The 18,186-nt window shown below is 53.2% G+C and carries 17 protein-coding genes; 3 read left to right on the plus strand and 14 right to left on the minus strand.

Annotation, left to right across the window (positions count from 1 at the left end; all coding sequences use genetic code 11):
* On the plus strand, nt 1-227 hold a 227-nt coding region (locus tag ACTG33_RS08125), incomplete at its 5' end, for a hypothetical protein (RefSeq protein ID WP_439134704.1).
* A 61-nt stretch (nt 228-288) separates the two neighbouring features.
* On the opposite strand, the gene gspM is transcribed toward ACTG33_RS08125, so the two are convergent.
* The 14 genes from gspM to ilvY form a co-directional block, all read right to left on the minus strand.
* Nucleotides 289-861: a type II secretion system protein GspM gene (gspM, locus tag ACTG33_RS08130; RefSeq protein ID WP_439134705.1), complete on the minus strand. Its 573-nt coding sequence runs from the start codon at nt 859-861 to the stop codon at nt 289-291.
* Nucleotides 861-2,234 (minus strand): type II secretion system protein GspL, encoded by a 1,374-nt coding sequence (gene gspL, locus ACTG33_RS08135; protein ID WP_439134706.1) that lies wholly within the window; start codon nt 2,232-2,234, stop codon nt 861-863. The genes gspM and gspL overlap by 1 nt, the downstream gene beginning before the upstream one ends.
* Before the next feature lie 34 nt (nt 2,235-2,268).
* Complete coding sequence (gspK, locus tag ACTG33_RS08140) at nt 2,269-3,300, minus strand: type II secretion system minor pseudopilin GspK (protein ID WP_439134707.1); 1,032 nt, start codon at nt 3,298-3,300, stop codon at nt 2,269-2,271.
* A complete protein-coding gene (gene gspJ, locus ACTG33_RS08145; RefSeq protein ID WP_439134708.1) occupies nt 3,297-3,998 on the minus strand; it encodes a type II secretion system minor pseudopilin GspJ in 702 nt (233 codons plus the stop codon). Before gspJ ends, gspK begins: the two co-directional genes overlap by 4 nt.
* Nucleotides 3,998-4,393, minus strand: coding sequence for a type II secretion system minor pseudopilin GspI (gene gspI, locus ACTG33_RS08150; protein ID WP_439134709.1), 396 nt, complete (start codon nt 4,391-4,393; stop codon nt 3,998-4,000). Before gspI ends, gspJ begins: the two co-directional genes overlap by 1 nt.
* A gap of 15 nt (nt 4,394-4,408) precedes the next feature.
* Entirely contained in the window at nt 4,409-5,032 is a 624-nt protein-coding gene (gene gspH, locus ACTG33_RS08155) for a type II secretion system minor pseudopilin GspH (RefSeq protein ID WP_439134710.1), read from the minus strand.
* 62 nt (nt 5,033-5,094) lie between these two features.
* Nucleotides 5,095-5,532: a type II secretion system major pseudopilin GspG gene (gspG, locus tag ACTG33_RS08160; protein WP_439134711.1), complete on the minus strand. Its 438-nt coding sequence runs from the start codon at nt 5,530-5,532 to the stop codon at nt 5,095-5,097.
* A 55-nt stretch (nt 5,533-5,587) separates the two neighbouring features.
* Nucleotides 5,588-6,817: a type II secretion system inner membrane protein GspF gene (gspF, locus tag ACTG33_RS08165; RefSeq protein WP_439134712.1), complete on the minus strand. Its 1,230-nt coding sequence runs from the start codon at nt 6,815-6,817 to the stop codon at nt 5,588-5,590.
* 41 nt (nt 6,818-6,858) lie between these two features.
* Nucleotides 6,859-8,391 carry a type II secretion system ATPase GspE gene (gene gspE, locus ACTG33_RS08170; RefSeq protein ID WP_439134713.1) on the minus strand — a complete coding sequence of 511 codons (1,533 nt, stop codon included), beginning with the start codon at nt 8,389-8,391 and terminating at the stop codon, nt 6,859-6,861.
* Nucleotides 8,384-10,414 carry a type II secretion system secretin GspD gene (gene gspD / locus ACTG33_RS08175; protein WP_439134714.1) on the minus strand — a complete coding sequence of 677 codons (2,031 nt, stop codon included), beginning with the start codon at nt 10,412-10,414 and terminating at the stop codon, nt 8,384-8,386. Before gspD ends, gspE begins: the two co-directional genes overlap by 8 nt.
* A 297-nt stretch (nt 10,415-10,711) precedes the next feature.
* Complete coding sequence (locus ACTG33_RS08180; RefSeq protein ID WP_439134715.1) at nt 10,712-11,368, minus strand: type II secretion system protein N; 657 nt, start codon at nt 11,366-11,368, stop codon at nt 10,712-10,714.
* A gap of 238 nt (nt 11,369-11,606) precedes the next feature.
* Nucleotides 11,607-12,359: a sulfite exporter TauE/SafE family protein gene (locus ACTG33_RS08185; RefSeq protein ID WP_439134716.1), complete on the minus strand. Its 753-nt coding sequence runs from the start codon at nt 12,357-12,359 to the stop codon at nt 11,607-11,609.
* Nucleotides 12,360-12,389: 30 nt separating this feature from the next.
* Entirely contained in the window at nt 12,390-14,129 is a 1,740-nt protein-coding gene (gene argS / locus ACTG33_RS08190; protein ID WP_439134717.1) for an arginine--tRNA ligase, read from the minus strand.
* A gap of 183 nt (nt 14,130-14,312) precedes the next feature.
* Nucleotides 14,313-15,185: an HTH-type transcriptional activator IlvY gene (gene ilvY, locus ACTG33_RS08195; RefSeq protein ID WP_439134718.1), complete on the minus strand. Its 873-nt coding sequence runs from the start codon at nt 15,183-15,185 to the stop codon at nt 14,313-14,315.
* A 305-nt stretch (nt 15,186-15,490) separates the two neighbouring features.
* Here ilvY and ilvC point away from each other — a divergent pair, with 305 nt between their 5' ends.
* Nucleotides 15,491-16,507 (plus strand): ketol-acid reductoisomerase, encoded by a 1,017-nt coding sequence (ilvC, locus tag ACTG33_RS08200; RefSeq protein WP_439134719.1) that lies wholly within the window; start codon nt 15,491-15,493, stop codon nt 16,505-16,507.
* Between the two features lie 230 nt (nt 16,508-16,737).
* On the plus strand, nt 16,738-17,502 hold the full coding sequence (gene pssA / locus ACTG33_RS08205; RefSeq protein ID WP_439134720.1) for a CDP-diacylglycerol--serine O-phosphatidyltransferase: 765 nt from the start codon (nt 16,738-16,740) through the stop codon (nt 17,500-17,502).
* The last annotated feature ends 684 nt before the right edge of the window (nt 17,503-18,186 follow it).

An 18,186-nucleotide genomic window follows, 5' to 3' on the forward strand; every position in this document is an offset into this window, starting at 1 on the left:
GGGTGACGGTTGCATGCTTGATGGCATTTAACTTAAATGTTTGGGTGATTACCCCAATTTTATTGATGATTCTGGGGTTTTCAATTGAGCTTGGACAGGAGATGTTCCTGCCGATGAGAACCTTCGATTGGGGTGACTTTAAAATGAATGCCATAGGTATTTTACTGGGTGTCGCCCTGACCATGCCTTTTCGCTTTTGGTCTGTCCATGCCAAAAGCTCTATCTGACCAGGTCGATGTACCTAAGTAAGCCGCTCTATCTTATTTAATTTTATTGGCGGCTTCTAACTTATCCCTCAAACGTCGCTCTGATGTTGACTCGTCCCTTGGCCTGTTGATCAATACTGATGTCACTGAGCTTCAACCCCTGAGCTTGCAAGTGATGCAGCCATTGCAGGGTGTTGTCGAAATTCACATTCTCCATCCAGACTCTCAGATTGCCGCTGTTTTCCGGTTGCAGTCGTTTGATGCTCAACTGAAAATCTTTAGCTGAGCCGTTCACCAGAGAAAGAGGGTTTCCCGAGAAAGACTGTCCCGTTTGCGGTGTTGACCGCACTGCCTGAATGGCAGGTTCCTGGGCTTTGAGCCAATACAGCAATGCTTGTTCATCCTGAAATGTCTGGCGTGCCTGCTGGTGATAGTCCATTGCAGGCAAAATAACACCATAGACAATAATAAGAAGACCGAGAAAGCTGCTCAGGAGTATCAGGGCCATACGGTCCCGTTCTGGCAATTTGTAAAATGCGGTTAACGCTTTTTGGTAGCGTGCCTTTAGTGCCTGATTATGGGCGCTGCTGGTGGTTGTGTTGTCGGTCTGGGTATCGTGCGTGGTATTCGTATTAGTGTTGTTGTCGGTGTTCATTAGATGCCTCCCCGGAACTTGATTCGGCCGCGCACGCCTTGTTTGCTGTCTTCATTGGCGGAGAGCAGTTCTGCCCGTGGACCAAGGGCTTGCTGAAGAGAGTCAAGTTGGCTGATGGTTTTGCTTTCTATATCGAGCAGGATTTCCTTACGCTGGCTGTTGTAGCGCATGGATTTTAGTCTCAGGGTGCTTTTATGCTGCTCCCAACTGGGCAAGAGCTGGCCCAGCAGGTTTAAGAAATCGTCCCCGGATTGTTGCTGGCCTCGGTCAAGGTGGGCTTTTGTTTGTGTGCGGATGTTAATGATGCGCCTATCCTGAGGGAAATACTCGCGGTAAAGTTGTTCGCTGGCCGTTTCCAGCTTTTGCGCACGGATATTAAAGTACACACCGCTGGCCAGCAGATAAACCAGGTTCAGACCGATCAGCAGCGAGGCGACCAGTGCCAGTGGCTGCCAACGAATGTTGTGGCTGGTTTTTCTGGGTGGCGAGTAGGCTCCCGTTAACAGATTGCTGCAGGTCTGAGGGGTAATCGCAATGCCTTGTTGCGAGCAGATAGGGAGCAGAGCGGTGTTGTCTCCATCATTGCCCGTGCTCAAGGTTTTTGTTGTTGGCGAGCTCAAGGCTGTTTTTGCTAACGAGCTCAAGGCTGTTTCGTGAATAACGCAGTTCTGGCTGCGTAACTCTTCCAGCAGTAGATTGATTTCTGCAGTATCAAACTCGGCGGTGCGATACAGCAAGAGAGCTTCGTCTTGTTGTTCTTTCAGTGACGAGGCAAGTTGTACGGCTTGAGCCGCCTGCAAACTTAGAACCTGCTGTTGTCGAATCAACAGGCCGCGTTCCGGATCCATCCACAGCAGAGGAGTGGATGGATTGGAGGCTTGAGTGAGAGCCATTAAAGGCTCGGCATCACTGTAGACCCCTTCCGGCGAAATACCCTGCACCTTCAGTTTGATCAACAGGTCGTCTAACAGCTCTTTCTCAATGATGCGAACGGCGATGTCTTCACCGCGAATACTCCCGGCCGCAATATGCACGTCTTCAAGGTCGCAGGCGAGCTTGTCTTCGCACAGGAAAGGCAATATCTGCGCGAGGTGCTTGTGCTGTTTTTTGGGCGCTTGTACCTGAGTGCTGAGGATGTGCAGGTTGGGCAGAAAGACATAAACTTCCTGCTCGCTGTTGTCAGTGGACAGTTCGCTCAGGTTGCAGGTCGACCATTGTGGATCTTGCTTGGTGCTTTCCGGAGAGCCTGCAGCTGACGTCTCTATTTGCTGTTCAGGATCCGTCCTTAGACACAGGCAAGTGATCTTCTCACTGGGCGTATCCGCCAGTGAGTCAGGAAGCTGTGGAAAATAAATAAACAGTGACGATGTCATAGTGCAGTGCTCATTATATTGGCTATTGTTCTTATCATGGGTTATTGCCTTGGTTTTGACCCGACTGCGACGGATTGTCAGTGGAAAACGTATCTTTTGGTCGCAGCAAGTTGCGGGACAGAGTTTTGATCAGACCGGTTTGTGGATCCCGGTGGACTACAGATTGTAAGTAAGTGGTGTGATCCTGATAGCGGGCGGCGACCGACACCAGAAAATACTGACTGTGCACATCAATCCGGGCTTCGCTCAAATCGAGCCCGGCAGTCACAGTATGTGCCATAAACGCCTGGTTGGAGGCAAACCCCTGAGGCATTTTCTCCCGTGCCTGAATGACTTGCTTGGCATTTAATTGTGGATGCAGACTGGCAAGCACTGCTTCGCTGGCGGTATTGGGGTTGATGCTTGTCGGTTCAGGCAAGGCGATAACTTCGGGCATTATCCGGACAAGCTCTTCACGTTTAAAGGTGTTCAGCGCATAGAGTTCACTGGCGTCGCTCATGGGGGCGTCGGCGCTGCGGTAATCATTTTCCAGTGATTGAAAATACACGTCTTCACTGTTGGAGTTGCGTGGCTGAGTGTCTTTATCGAGCCAGTCGAGAATGGCGTCGGCTTTGTTGGCCGGCAGGGAGAGTTGGCCGAGCATGCGTTGGAATTGTTTGACCTGTCCGGTGTCGGCTTCACCGTTGCTGGTGACCAGATTGTTGAGGTTAAAGCGGGATTCCAAATCCCGAATGCGAATGCGCATTTTCCCATTATCAGGCTCGAACTGAGAGTCCTGATACCAGTTGTCGTATTGCGAGTCACCCTGAGACAGCTCCTGATTGTTAACCCAGTCCTGATGGAGTATCTGTCTGGCCAGCGCCTCACCCCCCAACGCGTATTGATACGCCTGACTGTTCATCAGGTGATAACTGGTTTTGCGGATGTCGTAGCCCATGCGTGCGACGGCACCACTGACTAAAATGACGACCAGAGCAAACACCAGCAGCATCGAAATCAGCGCCACGCCCTGTTGGGAGGCAGGGTGTTGTTGAGAGCAGATAGACTCCACCGAGCGACCGTTCATCGCTGGGGCTCCCGATCTAACGTCAGGGTGATCAGTCGTTGAACCTGTCCCTGGGTTGGGCTGGTCAGCGTTACCTCAATGGCTTGAGGCAGCCCGATATCTGGCTCTTCAGGGGGCGGCCACTGATTGACCCAGACCTTGTTGTCGCGATGGTAATAACGGAACTGCAGGTAGTCGATGTCGGGGAGTAACGTTTGTTGGACGGGCTCACTGGCTGGGGCTCGATCCAGAGCGAACCAGAAGCTGCGTTGCAGAAAGGTCTGCTCGTCAATGGTTTGCAATCGATAGTCGACCCGCTGTAAGTCGCTGCGTACCCGATGCAGTGGGTTGCTCCAGCCACCCCGTGTCAACATCAGAGAGTCGGCTTCTCCCTTCAGTGCCGGCTCGCGATTGCCGTAGTCTTCGCGGATGCTGCGATTAACCGCTTGTTGTAAATCCTGGGTTAAGCGCATCATACCGCGCTGCCAGTAGTTGTGTTCGTAGCTCTGCTTTTCCAGTGCCTCCTGAGTGCGGGCTTCACCGCTAAGCAAGTGATATGAAGCCAGTCCCATAATGGCAAAGATACTGAGCGCGATCAGGACTTCCAGCAGGGTAAAGCCCCGCTGTCGCACGCTGTGGTATGCATCTTTGCCAGCCATGGATTGCCGCGCTTCGCTCGCAGTGAGGGTGTTGGGAGAGTGGGGTGCTCGCTGCTTCATCAGTATCGCCCCAAAAAACCGGTCAGCTTGAAACTGGTGGCGCGCTGGCTGTCGCCATCGCGAACTTCAATCACCGCTTTGCGCAAATCCTTGTTATTGGTATTGGTGATGTCCTGGCTGACAAGCCATTTTCGATTGGCGAAGGTGACTTCTTTTTCCTGCTTGCCCACGGGTGAAAACTGTTCGTTCAGGCGCAGCCGTTCCAGTTCATTTTCGGCTATCCAGCTGGCTTGGGTGCGGGTTTCCAAATAAGCTGCATGACGGACACTGCGGCCGCTTTGTTGCAATAGGGTAGAGGCGCAAATGGCAAAAATACTGAGCGCAATCAGGACTTCCAACAAAGTAAAACCTTGATGGCGGCAGGGGGTGTGTGATCGCTTCAACTGGAACTTCATCATCATCCCCTGTCACTATTCCGCGTTATGGCCGGTGCGAGTGATAGGCGAAAAGCCGTCGCTGTGCAGGGTTTGTGTACTGCGGGTATCGTCTTCCAGTTGCAAAATGATGGTGAACGCCGAAGATTCCCCGTTGGCCAGAAGTAGTAGCTCGGGCTGGAGGTTTTGCGGGCTTGTCGAGTCGCTGTCGAGACTGAATGTGCTATTGCTGAGTGCGGAAGAGCCGGAAGCCTGTTCATCTGGAGAGAGGGTGAGGGCGGCACCGGATATTTCCAAGGACAGTTCTATGGGGATGTCGTATTCATAATTCCCAAGTCCTTGTGAGCTTAGATTCTGGCTTTCGCTGTCGATGGCTTGTAGGGGATTCCACTGGTCTTCTTTGGAGTCGTATTGCAAAAAACGATAGCCGGTTTCAGTAAATAGAACCCCAAGGTTTTTTTGGGTAAAGGCGGCTTCGTCCTGAGCCAGCAACAGTCGTTGCTGCAGGCGAGTGGCTTCCTGTTGCAGTTGACGCGGACCATTACTGCCAATCGCCAGTGACGCCAGGCCTGCCATGATGCCGATGATGACCATCACCAGCATGATTTCAATCAGTGTGAAACCTTGCTGGTGAGTCTGTCTCGGGCGGAGCCTGCTCAAGCGAAACCGATTTAAGCCAGACCGATTTAATCCAGACCGATTTAAGCCAGACATAGCAACACTCAGTTGTGAATGTCCGCGTTGTCGCCTTCGCCGCCTTCTCGCTTGTCAGCGCCGAGGGAATAGAGGTCGTAAGCTCGTTCGCTGCCGGGGCTCAGGTATTGATAGTCGTTACCCCAGGGATCTTTCGGCAGGTTTTTCAGATAGCCTTCCGGGTTCCAGTTGGCGGGTTCCGGGTAACCGCTGGGTTTGTCCACCAGAGCTTCCAGCCCCTGATCGGTGGAGGGATAAGCGTGGTTGTCCAGCTTGTACAGATCCAGCGCATTACTGATGCTGTTGATGTCGCTTTGCGCTGCGGTGATGCGGGCTTCGCCGGTACGGCCGAGAATGTTCGGGGCGACCAGGGCGGCGAGTATGCCCAGGATCACCACCACCACCATGATTTCAATCAATGTAAAACCGCTCTGTAAAGCGGCGCGGGGTCTTTGTGCTTTCATCATTACCTCCGGATTAACGACTGGTATTACGGGTTGTTTTACATGTGTACTGATGGGGTTATCCCACCAGTTGGTTCAAATTCAAAATTGGCAACAGGATTGCCATCACAATCAACAAGACGGTGACGCCCATGAAGAGCAGCATGGCAGGCTCAAACAAGCCGACCAGCACCGTCACCAGGTTCTGCAATTCTCGCGCTTGATAGTCGGCGGTGCGTTCCAGCATGGTGTCCAGTTCACCGCTGGCCTCACCGCTGGAAATCATATGCAACATCATGGGGGGAAAGTAACCGCTCTCGGCCAGTGCATGGTGAAGACTGCTGCCTTCCTGAACCCGCTGTGTTGCCGCCTGCAGTTGTTGTTTCAGGTACTCATTGCCCAGTACATCGCAACTGATTTTCATGGATTCCACCAGAGGCAGTCCACTGTTGGTCAATATGCTGAGAGTGCTGGCATAACGGGCGGTATTAAAGCCGCCACTGAAACGCTTGATAAAAGGCGTGTTGAGCAGCCAGCGGTGAAACTTGAGACGGATGTGTTCTTTCTTTAACAGATGAAAGGCTCCCGCAACGGCGATGATCAGACCCAGCACCACGGTCCAGCCATAGCCGGCGATAAAATCACTCATGGCCACCAAGCCGACGGTGAGGGCGGGCAACTGTTGTCCGGAGCCGACAAACACTTTGATCACGTCCGGCACCACATACACCATCAAACCGGTCACCATGGTGATCGACAGCAGGATCAGCATGCAGGGGTAGATCATGGCCATCTGCACTTTCTGCTTGAACTGCTGACTCTCTTCGGTGTGATCGGCCAGCCGATTCATGACTTTGTCGAGATGGCCGGAGTGTTCACCGGCTGCAACGGTGGCGCGATACAAGTTGGGAAAAGCCCGAGGGAATTGCGCCAGGCTGCCCGCCAGGGTGTGACCTTCGAGAACCTTCGAACGCACGGCCAGAATAATACTCTTGATGCGCGCGTCTTCACTTTGTTGGGCAATGGCTTGCAGCACTTCTTCCAGTGGCAGTCCGGCCTGGATCAGCGTGGCCATCTGACGGGTGATCAGTGACAGTGACTTGGTGGGCAGCCCCGGTGACATCAGGGACAGGCCAAACAATTTGGGGCTGTTCTCCTGTTGAGACTTTTGTTGCCCTTCAACCAGTGTCAGAGGTGTTAACTTTTTTTCACGCAGCAGTTGTCGCGCCTGACGCATGCTGTCGGCTTCAATGACTCCGCTGCGGGAGCGCCCTTCCAGTGTCAGGGCTTTGTAATCAAAAGCTGCCATGACGTTATCCTGAACGCTTCCGGGAATGACACATTGAGAACTTAATCTTCATGAGTCACCCGCAAGACTTCTTCCACAGTCGTTTTGCCCGCCAGGATACGTGCGCGCCCATCGTCGCGAATACTCGGAGTATGCTGTCTGGCGTAGGCGATGATTTCAGCTTCTGAAGCGCGGTTGTGAATCAACGCACGTAAGTCTTCATCAATCTGAATGATCTCGTAAATGCCGGTTCGGCCGCTGTAGCCCAGCTGGTTGCAGTGGTCGCAACCGTTGGCGTGATAAAGGGTTAGCGGTTGTTTCTCATCGAAAGGCACTTGCAGTAACTCACACTCGGCCTCGTCGGCGGTGTAAGGAGTTTTGCACTCTGGACACAAGACCCGCACCAGCCTTTGCGCAATTACGCCAATCAGGCTGGACGACAACAGGAACGGCTCGATGCCCATGTCTACCAGACGGGTGACGGCACCCACTGCGGTGTTGGTGTGCAGGGTCGAGAGCACCAGGTGACCGGTTAAACTGGCCTGGATGGCAATCTCGACGGTTTCCAAATCTCGGATTTCACCCACCATCACCACATCGGGATCCTGCCGCAACATGGCGCGCAGACCGCGGGCAAAGGTCATGTCCGCCTTGACGTTCACCTGTGTCTGGCCGATGCCTTCGAGGTTGTACTCGATCGGGTCTTCCACGGTCAGAATGTTTTTGTCCGCCTGATTGATGCTGGACAGGCCGGCGTAGAGGGTGGTGGTTTTACCGGAACCGGTCGGGCCGGTGACCAGCAAAATGCCGTGGGGTTTATGCAGGAGTTCGGTCAGGCGTTTTTCGTCGTTGGGCAGCATGCCCATGCTGCTCAGTTTCAGGCGACCGGCCTGTTTGTCCAGCAATCGCAGAACTACCCGTTCCCCGTTGCTGGAGGGCATGGTGGAAACACGAATGTCCACTTCTCGCCCGCCCACGCGCAGAGAGATACGCCCATCCTGAGGAACGCGTTTTTCCGCAATATCCAGTTTGGACATGACTTTGATGCGGGAAACCAGCAGAGGGGCCAGCTCGCGCTTGGGTTGCACGACTTCACGCAGAATGCCATCAACCCGGAAACGAACCACCAGACGGTTTTCAAACGTTTCAATGTGAATGTCCGATGCGTTGAGTTTGATTGCTTCGGACAGCAGGGCATTGATCAGCCGAATAATCGGGGCATCGTCTTCCTGCTCCAACAGATCCTCGGTTTCGGGCACCGCATTGGCCAGGCTGGTGAGGTCCATATCGCCACCCAGATCTTCCACCATTTGCATGGCTTCGCTGGAGTCCCGCTCGTAGGTTTTGGTCAGCGCCAGCTGGAAATCTTCGGCCGTGACAAACGTGATTTCTACGGCACGCCCCAAATGGCGTTGGGCTTCGGCGATGATCTCGATAGGTGGCAGAGTGATGCACAGCAGTTTGGTGCCGCCATCGCCGGCCAGCAATACCTGATGCCGTTTGGCAAATCCAAATGGCAGCTTCAGCGGGCTCTGCGGTACATCGACCTCGACCGGTGCGAGCAGTTCGTCTGTAACTTCAACCGCCTCAGGCATCGCCGGAGTTCCCTGTGGTGTTCAGGTGGTTAGATGTCTGCCCGTCGGCGTTTTCTCCGGTCCCTGCGGAGGGAATGCTCGGTGTGGGAGCCGGGGCGCCGGACGGCGTCTTGTGCAGTGTTTCTGGTGCGCTGCCACCGGTAGGGGTACTGAGCGGCGGCAGTTGTGGCACTTCGCCGGGGACAAAATAGGAATCGATCTTGGAGCGGAATTCTTTTTGATCTTGCTTGATACGATCGTAACGCTCGCGGGTGACTTCGTAGCTGGCGGCGCTGTCATTCAGAATGGTCGGACGAATGAACACCATCAGATTACGTTTGACGGTTTTGGTGTTGGTGCTTTTGAACAGCCGGCCCAGGCCTGGGATGTCACCGAAAAATGGCACCTTGCTTTCTGTCTCTTCCGCTTCATCACGAATCAGTCCGCCGAGCACCAGGATTTCATTGTCATCAATCAAAACGCGGGTTTTGATTTCACGCTTGTTGGTGATGATGTCTGCTGCGCCGACATCGGCGGTTTGACTGATGTTTTCCACGCTCTGCTCAATTTCCAGCGTGACCGAGTCGTTGTTGTTAACGCGGGGTTTCACTTTTAAGGTGATGCCTACATCTTTACGCTCGATGGTTTGGAAGGGGTCGTCGTTTTCGCGGTTTTCGCTGCCGGTAATAAACGGCACGTTTGAACCCACCAGAATCTGGGCCTCTTCGTTATCCAGCGCCATGATGGTGGGGGTGGAGAGTATATTGGCGTTGGTTTCTGTGGCCAGCGCGTTAATCAGCGCCCGCATCTGACCGCCGCTGAAGTAGCCCATGGTAAAGCCGGAACCGAGTGCACCTAAGCCGGTGCTCTGGTCAATGTTGAGAACGGGACTGCGTGGGAAGGAGCGAAAGCCGAGACTGGTGTCGGTGTTGTTGGCGACCCATTCAATTCCCAGATCGTTACCCAGATCTTCATTCACTTCTACGATTAGAGCTTCTACCAGCACTTGAGCGCGGCGGCGATCCAGTTTGGCGATTACGCCTTTCATGGTGTTGAGCATGGCCGGTGGTGCGGTGATCACCAGGGCGTTGACGGACTCATTGGCCTGGATACCAATCTCGGTATCGACGGCGACTTTGTCTTTTTGGTTCTTTTTCAGGCTGCCGGAAATGCTTTCCAGAATCGGCACCAGATCGGCGGCGTTGCTGTAGTTGAGGTAAAACACTTGTGTATTACCGTCACCGGACAGCGGCTGATCCAGGCGATGCACCAGCTTGCGAATCTGGCTGCGGGTGGCCAGATCTCCGGTCAGCAGCAGACTGTTGGAGCGCTCATCGACGGCGAGCATGATCGACAAATTCTCTGCGCCCTTGGCCTGCTGCTGAGGCAGCAGCTTGTTGATCACTTCGGCGACATCTTTGGCGCTGGCGAACTGCATGGGGATGAGTTCAATATCGACCGTGCTGCCAGTATCAAGATTGCTGACAATGTCGATCACCTTCTGAATGTTGTTGGCGCGATCCGCAATGATCAGGGCATTGGTGGCAGGATAGGCGGCAAGGTGGCCCACCTGCGGCACCAGTGGGCGCAATAAGTTGACCAGTTGCGTGGCGGAAATATTTTTAATCTTAACAATTTGCACCACCACGTCTTCGGAGGTTTTCTGATCGCCGCTGCCAGTTACGGGGACAGAAGACTGTTTAGCCAGCGCGTCGGGAATCACCTTGATCGACGTGGCGCCTTCGATGACCGCAAATCCATACACTTGCAGCGTGGATAAAAAGACTTCGTAAGCTTCGCCCCGGGTCATGGGTTCCCCGGAGATGACGGTAACCTTGCCCTTCACGTTGGGGTGGACGATGATGCTTTTGCCAGTGACTTCCTGCGCCCACTGGATCAAGTCGCGAATGTCAGCATTGTCCAGTGCCAGGGTGATTCGGCCCTGAGGCGCCTGAGTCTGTGCTTGCACGGGTGTGGAGGGCAGCAGTGTGCCTGCGGAAAACAGAGCGGTGATCAGTGTCAGTGTCGTGAGTGTTTTACCCAAGCGTAGGCCATTGCGGCTTTTTATCATATGGCGACAAATTAACGTGTTCCGACAAATTAACCTGTTCCGACAAATTAGAGTTCTACAGTTTCCCATGGTCTCAGCCTGATTGCGTAACTGGTGCCAAGTGACCAGTCTTTTAGTGTTATCGTTCTGATGTTGTGTTTGCCGTCCGACGTTTACCCGATAAACATTACGGTATTCCGTAGCGCGAAAGGTGTTGTCGAAAGGCTTTTCCCAATCGTTTTATAACGCGTTCAGTGGCGTTAAAAGAGCCTCTAGAGTAGGCGCTGAATATTACAAGTCGCGTGCTTCCCTCAACTGCTTTAGGCGTTCTTTCAATGATGCTGTCCGCTGCTCTTGTGATGGTTGTTGTTGGGACAGTGCCTGTGTGTTCTCGGGGGCAGGGAGATGTGTGGGGTTATTGCGGGTGGCGACGCGGTTGGAGCCGGCGCGGGTTTGAGGCTTTGGGAAGCTCAGGGTTTCCAGCATGCCATTACGGCTGAGAATAACTTGTTCTGTGCCAACGCTGCTGATGGTTGCGCCGCCGGGAAGTTCATCATCCACACCATAGTATTTGGCGCTCTTTCCCTTCTCGGCGATCAGGGCGCGGCCTTCTTCTGCGATGGTGCTGCCAATGACGCCATGCAATTCCAAACTCAGTCGGGTTTCCGGAACATTTTCCTGCTGGGTGATCTGCGGCTGAGTGCCAGATGTTTTGCCTGAGCCAAACCAGTGACCGGCAACCAGAGTGTCTATGGAGGCTGTTTGTGAACGGGAGGACGCAGAAAGGCGTGACTCATCGGTTGACGACAAGACAGGTTCCGAGCGAGCAGTAGCGACATCCTGATAGAGCCCGTTGCCCAAATGAGCAGTGCAGGCAATCGCGAGAAGTGCGACAGCTCCAGCGGCTAGCTTTGGCTTGTTTGCCAATAAACTGTGTTTGTCGGCCAAGAGGCGGCTCCATGTGTCCGGCTGCATGATCGAAAATTACCCCTAATGATTCTTTATTATTGTCTATCCCCTGCAGAATCTATTTTGCCCATGTTTATAGGCGGTTGCTACCGTTCATTCTGATGAGTTTTGACTTGTTATGATCTGAGACTTTAGTAAAACGCAATAAGCTAGAGCCAAAGGCTATTAAAAAGGAAGCCGGGGAATAGGCTCAATGTTGAATGACGCGCAAGCGGTATCAGGCAATCAATCCGTCCCACAGCAGCTTGAGGCCAATAACCATTAAGAAGAAATAGCACAGGCGGTAGATGATGGTTTCGTCCAGACGCTGCAGGCAGTAATAGCCCAGACGCACGCCCACCGGGGCCAGAGGCACCAGCACCAGAGAGGTCATCAGGTTGGAGTGATCGAACTGGCCCAGCCAGGCATAGGGGATAACTTTGACAAGATTCACCACCATGAAAAACATGGCAAAGGTGCCCATCAACATTTTCTTTTCCAGCTGCTGAGGCAGCATATAAATACTGATGGGTGGGCCGCCGGCGTGGATGCCAAAGCTGGTGAAGCCGGCAATAGAACCCCAGAATGTGCCGCGGGTCACACTCGGTGGTCGCTTGGTGTTGCTCTTTCTCTTTAGTTTAATCCAATAGTCGAGGCAAAAAGCGACAGAGATCAGGCCAATCATAATGCGAATGGCATCTTCAGAGAGGTAGCGGAAGGTAAACGCGCCCACGACGATCCCCGCAATGGCACCCGGCAGAGTGTACTTAAGATTGATTTTGCTCCACTGGCCGCGAAAGCTCCAGATGGCGACAAAATCCATAGCCACCAAAATGGGCAGTAATATAGCGGCAGCGGTCACGGGTGACACGGACAGCGACATCAGGGGGACTGAGACAATGGCGATCCCACCGCCAAGTCCGCCTTTGGCCATGCCGTACAGGAGAATGGCGGGGATCGCACAGAGGTAAAAGAAGGGATCCGTGATCATCGTGGCGGCCAGAAGCGCGTCATCTCTCCCTTACATTTTTTCCATGGTCTCGATGCCGAGCAGATCCAGTCCGGTTTTCAGGGTCTGCGCGGCGACTCTGGCAATGCCGAGACGGCTGTTGCGGGTGGCCGTGTCCACGTCGTCCTTCAGGATCGGGCAGGCTTCATAAAAACGCATAAACAGACTCGCCACATCATACAGGTAGTTACACAGCACGTGGGGGTAAGCTTCCCGGGTGACCTGATCCAGAACTTCGGGGAATTGCAGCAGTTTGAGGGCCAGCGCTTTTTCCTGCTCGGTACCAATGTTGATTTCAGCTTTCAAGTCGTCAGCGCTAACGCCCGCCTTGCGGAAAATGCTCTGAATGCGGGTGTAGGCGTATTGCAGGTAGGGTGCCGTGTTACCCTCGAAGCTGAGCATGGAATCCCAGTTGAAGATGTAATCGTTGGTGCGGGTTTTCGACAGGTCGGCGTATTTGACGGCGCCAATGCCCACCTTCTGAGCCACTTCGACTTTTTCTTCTTCGCTTAAGCCCGGGTCTTTTTCGGCGATCAGAGCGGCGGCGCGTTCCACCGCTTCATCCAGCAGGTCGGCCAGCTTGACGGTGCCGCCGCTGCGAGTTTTGAAGGGTTTGCCGTCGGAGCCCATCATGGTGCCAAAGGCGTGGTGTTCGAGACTTACCGCTTCGGGGACAAATTTCGCTTTGCGGGCGAGGGTGAACACCTGATTCATGTGCAGTGACTGGCGAGCATCGATAAAGTAGAGAACCCGATCCGCCTTGAGAATTTGGGTGCGGTAGCGCAGCGCGGCCAGATCGGATGTGGCGTACAAATAGCCTCCGCCCTGTTTCTGGATGATCACTGGACTTGGATTGCCTTCTTTGTCTGCCAATTCCTGCAAAAAGACCACTTGAGCGCCTTGATCTTCTACCGCAAGCCCCTGCTTTTGCAATTCGGCGACGACCTTGGGCAGATCATCGTTGTAGGCACTTTCACCGCGCACGTCATTTTCCGTGAGCGTGACGTTCAGTTGCTGGTAAATCTCTTCGCTGTGATGAAGGGAGACTTTCTTGAACTTTTCCCACAGTCCCAGCACTTTTTCATCGCCGGATTGCAGTTTCACAACATAGTCGCGGGCGCGTTTGGCGAAAGCTTCGTCTTCATCAAAGTGCTTTTTGGATTGCTGGTAGAAGCCTTCCAGGTCTTTCAGGGCAAATTCGGCTGCTTCGCCGTCTTCCAGTTGGTCTTCCAGTTCCGCAATCAGCATGCCGAACTGAGTGCCCCAGTCACCCACGTGGTTTTGACGAATCACATGTTGGCCCTGAAACTCCAGTGCGCGTACCAGTGCGTCGCCAATGATGCTGGAGCGCAGGTGCCCCACGTGCATTTCTTTTGCCAGGTTGGGTGAGGAGTAGTCCACCACCACGGTTTGCGGCTCGGCGACCTTCTCCTGACCCAGTTGAGGGTCGTTGAGCAGGGTTGCGGTCTGCTGAGCCAGCCACTGATCGGCCAGGTGAATATTGATAAAGCCTGGGCCGGCGATTTCGGTCTTGTCGGCGATGCCATCCAGGTCGAGGTTGTCGAGAATCTGCTGAGCCAGTTCACGCGGGTTGGTTTTCATGGCTTTGGCTGCCGCCATGGCGCCATTGGCCTGATAGTCACCAAACCCGGCTTTTTTGGAGGGGGCGAGGTGGGCGCTGTAGTCGGCGGGAATGCCGGCAGCCTGCATGGCCTGTTGGACTTTGTCGTTCAGCAGTTCGCGAATATTCATAGGGACTCGATAGGGGCTTCTTAATAATGAGGGCCGAGAAAGCGCTTCTCAAACCGGGCAGATCAAATATGGGGCGCGATTTTATCGTGTTGAGCGGTCAATTAGTAGGTTGAGGGCGCGCTTATTCGTTGATCGGGGCGGGGTTGGTCGATGTGGGATCAGGAATCGTTGCGCTGAAGGCGACTAGCTTCCCCAAAAAGCGGCGATGATTGGGCTTTTCAGGCGTTTTTTCAGTGTGCACAGGCCCACATCGTAATGTCCCAGTTCATTGAGTTGAGGCAGAATTTCAACCCGATCCGCCAGTGGGCTGTTTTCCAATACAATCTGAGGCACGACCCCGATACCAAACCCCAGGCTCACCATGCTGACCAGAGCCTCGTGTCCCGCCACCTGAGCATAGATGCGCGGCGTCACCTTGATACGCTTAAACCAGCCGTCAATACGCTCGCGGGCTATGCCTTCCTCAGACAGAATCATGGGGGTGTTGGCCCATTCATCTGGGCTGGTTGGCGCGATAATGGGTAAGTTATCGCTTGCTTCTTTGGGGGCAATAAAGACCAAAGGAGAGACGGCCACGCGCCGGAACGCCAGATTGTCGGGCAGCTTATCCGGTCGGGCGGCAATGGCGATGTCTTCCTGCCCATTGAGTACCCGGCTGATGGCGGGAGCCGGATCGCCGGTATGCAGTTTGAGTTCAATGCGGGGATGGCGCTGACGGAAGTCGCTGAGGATGTCGTAAAGGAAACTGTAGCTGGCGGTGACGGAGCAATAAATACTGATTTCGCCTTTCAGGTCACGGCTTTCTTGCATGAGCGAGTCGCGAAAGGCGTCCCACTGTTGCAGAGTGTCTCGGGCGTAGGTCTGGAGCAGCTTGCCTTCTTGTGTCAGCGCCACTCGTCGATTGTCCCGCTCAAACAGCGTTACGCCTAAATTCTCTTCAAGTTGCTTGATGCCACGGCTGAGTGCGGAAGGGCTGATGTGCAGCTCCTCGCTGGTGCGACCGAAATGCAGGGTTTCTGACAGGTTCAGAAACAAAGTCAGTGAGCGGGTGTCCATAAGCAAGTGTCCATAAAGGCGATCTGCTGTTGATTAGTGTTGCGGTAATGTAAACGTAGTATTGCAAATATATCATTTTACGCAACAACGGTGATCCCTTACACTGCGCGACCATTGAATCATGGTTTAGATGCGTCAATTGACGGAATCATCGTCTAGGCTTGTGATTCGCCGTTTGAGGTTCCTGTCTAAGGTTCCGGTTAAGATTTCAATGATTTTCAGGAGTTGCCGTTCGCTTTGGCGCGGGCAGCTTCAGTATTTGAATTTCTGTCTTCTATATTATCTGCTGTATAAAGAGGTGAATGATGAAAGTTTATTACGATAAGGACTGCGAACTGTCCATTATCCAGGGCAAGAAAGTTGCTGTTATTGGTTACGGTTCACAGGGTCACGCTCACGCTTGTAACCTGAAAGACTCTGGCGTAGACGTTACTGTGGGGCTGCGTAAAGGTTCTTCTTCTGTAGCGAAAGCCGAAGCTCACGGCCTGAAAGTTGCCGATGTGCCTACTGCTGTTGCTGCTGCTGACGTTGTTATGATCCTGACTCCGGACGAGTTCCAGAGCAAGCTGTACAACGAAGAGATCGAGCCGAACATCAAGCAGGGCGCTACCTTGGCTTTCGCTCACGGTTTTGCGATTCACTACAATCAGGTTGTGCCTCGCGCCGATCTGGACGTGATCATGATTGCTCCCAAAGCACCTGGCCACACCGTTCGTAACGAATTCGTTAACGGCGGTGGTATTCCCGATCTGATCGCTATCTTCCAGGACGCTTCCGGTTCTGCCAAAGAAGTGGCTCTGTCTTACGCTTCTGGTGTGGGCGGTGGTCGTTCCGGTATCATCGAGACTACCTTTAAAGACGAAACCGAAACTGACCTGTTTGGTGAGCAAGCAGTTCTGTGTGGTGGTTGTGTTGAGCTGGTTAAGGCCGGTTTCGAAACCCTGACTGAAGCGGGTTACGCGCCAGAAATGGCTTACTTCGAGTGTCTGCACGAGCTGAAGCTGATCGTTGACCTGATGTACGAGGGCGGTATCGCCAACATGAACTACTCCATCTCCAACAATGCGGAGTACGGTGAGTACGTGACTGGCCCTGAAGTTATCAACGAAGAGTCTCGTTGGGCGATGCGCAACGCTCTGAAACGCATTCAGGACGGTGAATACGCCAAAATGTTCATCACTGAAGGACAAACCAACTATCCTTCAATGACTGCAAATCGTCGTAACAACGCTGCTCACCCAATCGAGCAAGTGGGCGCACAGCTGCGTTCCATGATGCCATGGATTGAAGCGAACAAGATCATCGATAAGAGCAAGAACTAATTTCAGGCTTTTGATGTGATTGTGAAAACGCGGCTACGGCCGCGTTTTTGCGTTTTTGGGGGTGATGCTGATGCTTCACAATCCTTTCTACGGAGAGAAGGAACCAGTATCATGGCCATCTTCCACTTCTGGCGAATGATAAGGCACCAATGAACGATCAAACCCCACATGACGATGACGCGTCAGGCGACTCTCAGGGCAAGCGCGAGCAGGGTATTCTCGACGACATCATGTTGCCGATCGATGAGCACATCGAAGAAGTTCATGAGAACGGTAAGAAGGTGCGCCGGCGCGGCATTTATCTCCTGCCAAACCTGTTTACCACCGCAGCCCTGTTTAGTGGCTTCTACTCCATCATGGCAGCCATTCAAGGCAATTTTGAGTTTGCGGCTTTGGCCATTCTGGCGGCGATGATCTTTGATGGTCTTGATGGGCGGGTTGCCCGTATGACCAATACCACCAGTGAGTTTGGCGTCCAGTACGACAGCCTGTCGGATATGGTGTCCTTCGGTGTGGCGCCGGCGTTGGTGATGTACCTGTGGGCTCTGGTAGATCTTGGGAAGTTTGGTGTTGGCCTCGCCTTTGTTTACGTGGCTGGTGCGGCGCTGAGGTTGGCGCGCTTCAACACCCAGGTGGGCGAGGTTGATAAGCGCTACTTTATTGGATTGGCGAGTCCAGCCGCCGCCGCCGTGGTGGCGGGCATCGTTTGGGCGGGTTTCAATGTCAGTATGGCGGGGAGGCCTTCCATTATTGCGGGTGTTCTCACTGCGCTGATGGGGTTGCTGATGGTGTCCAATGTCAAATACAGCAGCTTTAAAGAGTTGGACTTTCGCGGTCGTGTGCCGTTTGTCATGATTTTAGCGGTGGTGCTGATCTTTGGTGTTGTTGCTATTGATCCGCCTCGCATACTGCTGGCAATGTTTGGCTTGTACGCGGTCTCAGGTTTGGCTATGTGGGTTTGGGGGCTGAGAAAGAAAGGGGCGAGTCCTCAGTAGGGTTGTGTCTAAGCATGAAATTCCAGGGGCGCATTGCGCCCCTTTTTGTTTTTGGCGCTTGTCCTTTTTGCTTGTTGTGCCTGCCTTGATCTTTGTTGTCCCTTGTCTATAGTTAACTTTGCCCGCAAAGAAATCTGATTGCGGACCTCTCTGGTTTGACTCGTACTGTTTTTTCTCGAAAACATTCAGAATCCAGTTGACCACATGGTAGTGGATGGGCATAATGCGCCTCCCTTGATCGCTGAGGGCCTGAATGCACTGAAAATCAATAGGTTACAGTGTTTTCTTAAGGTTTAATCAAGTTTGAAATTAAAGTTTAATTTTTCACTTGCCAAGCGATAAAGACTCCGTATAATGCGCCGCTCTCAACGACGAGCAGCGAGTTGGTCGGAGAGGTTGAGCGAAGTGGTAAAGCTCTTGTTTAAGGGTTCACTTCAGCAAGTTTTTAAGTGTGCAGGTTTTGATGGCTAAGCTGTTAAAACTAAACAAAAAAAGAACTTGCCAAGCTTAACGGATTGCGTATAATGCGCCTCCTGCTTCGGGAGACTGAAGCAAAGACAGCAGAAGCCGAGCGCTCTGTTAGTTGTTTAAAAAGTTAATCAAGCAATGCGTGTGGGCGCTTGCGGAATGGTAATGCGACAAAAGATTATCATTTGCAAGTGACTCATTAATTCATTATGTGAA

It is taken from the genome of Pseudomaricurvus sp. (assembly GCF_965662505.1).
Classification (GTDB): domain Bacteria; phylum Pseudomonadota; class Gammaproteobacteria; order Pseudomonadales; family Cellvibrionaceae; genus Pseudomaricurvus.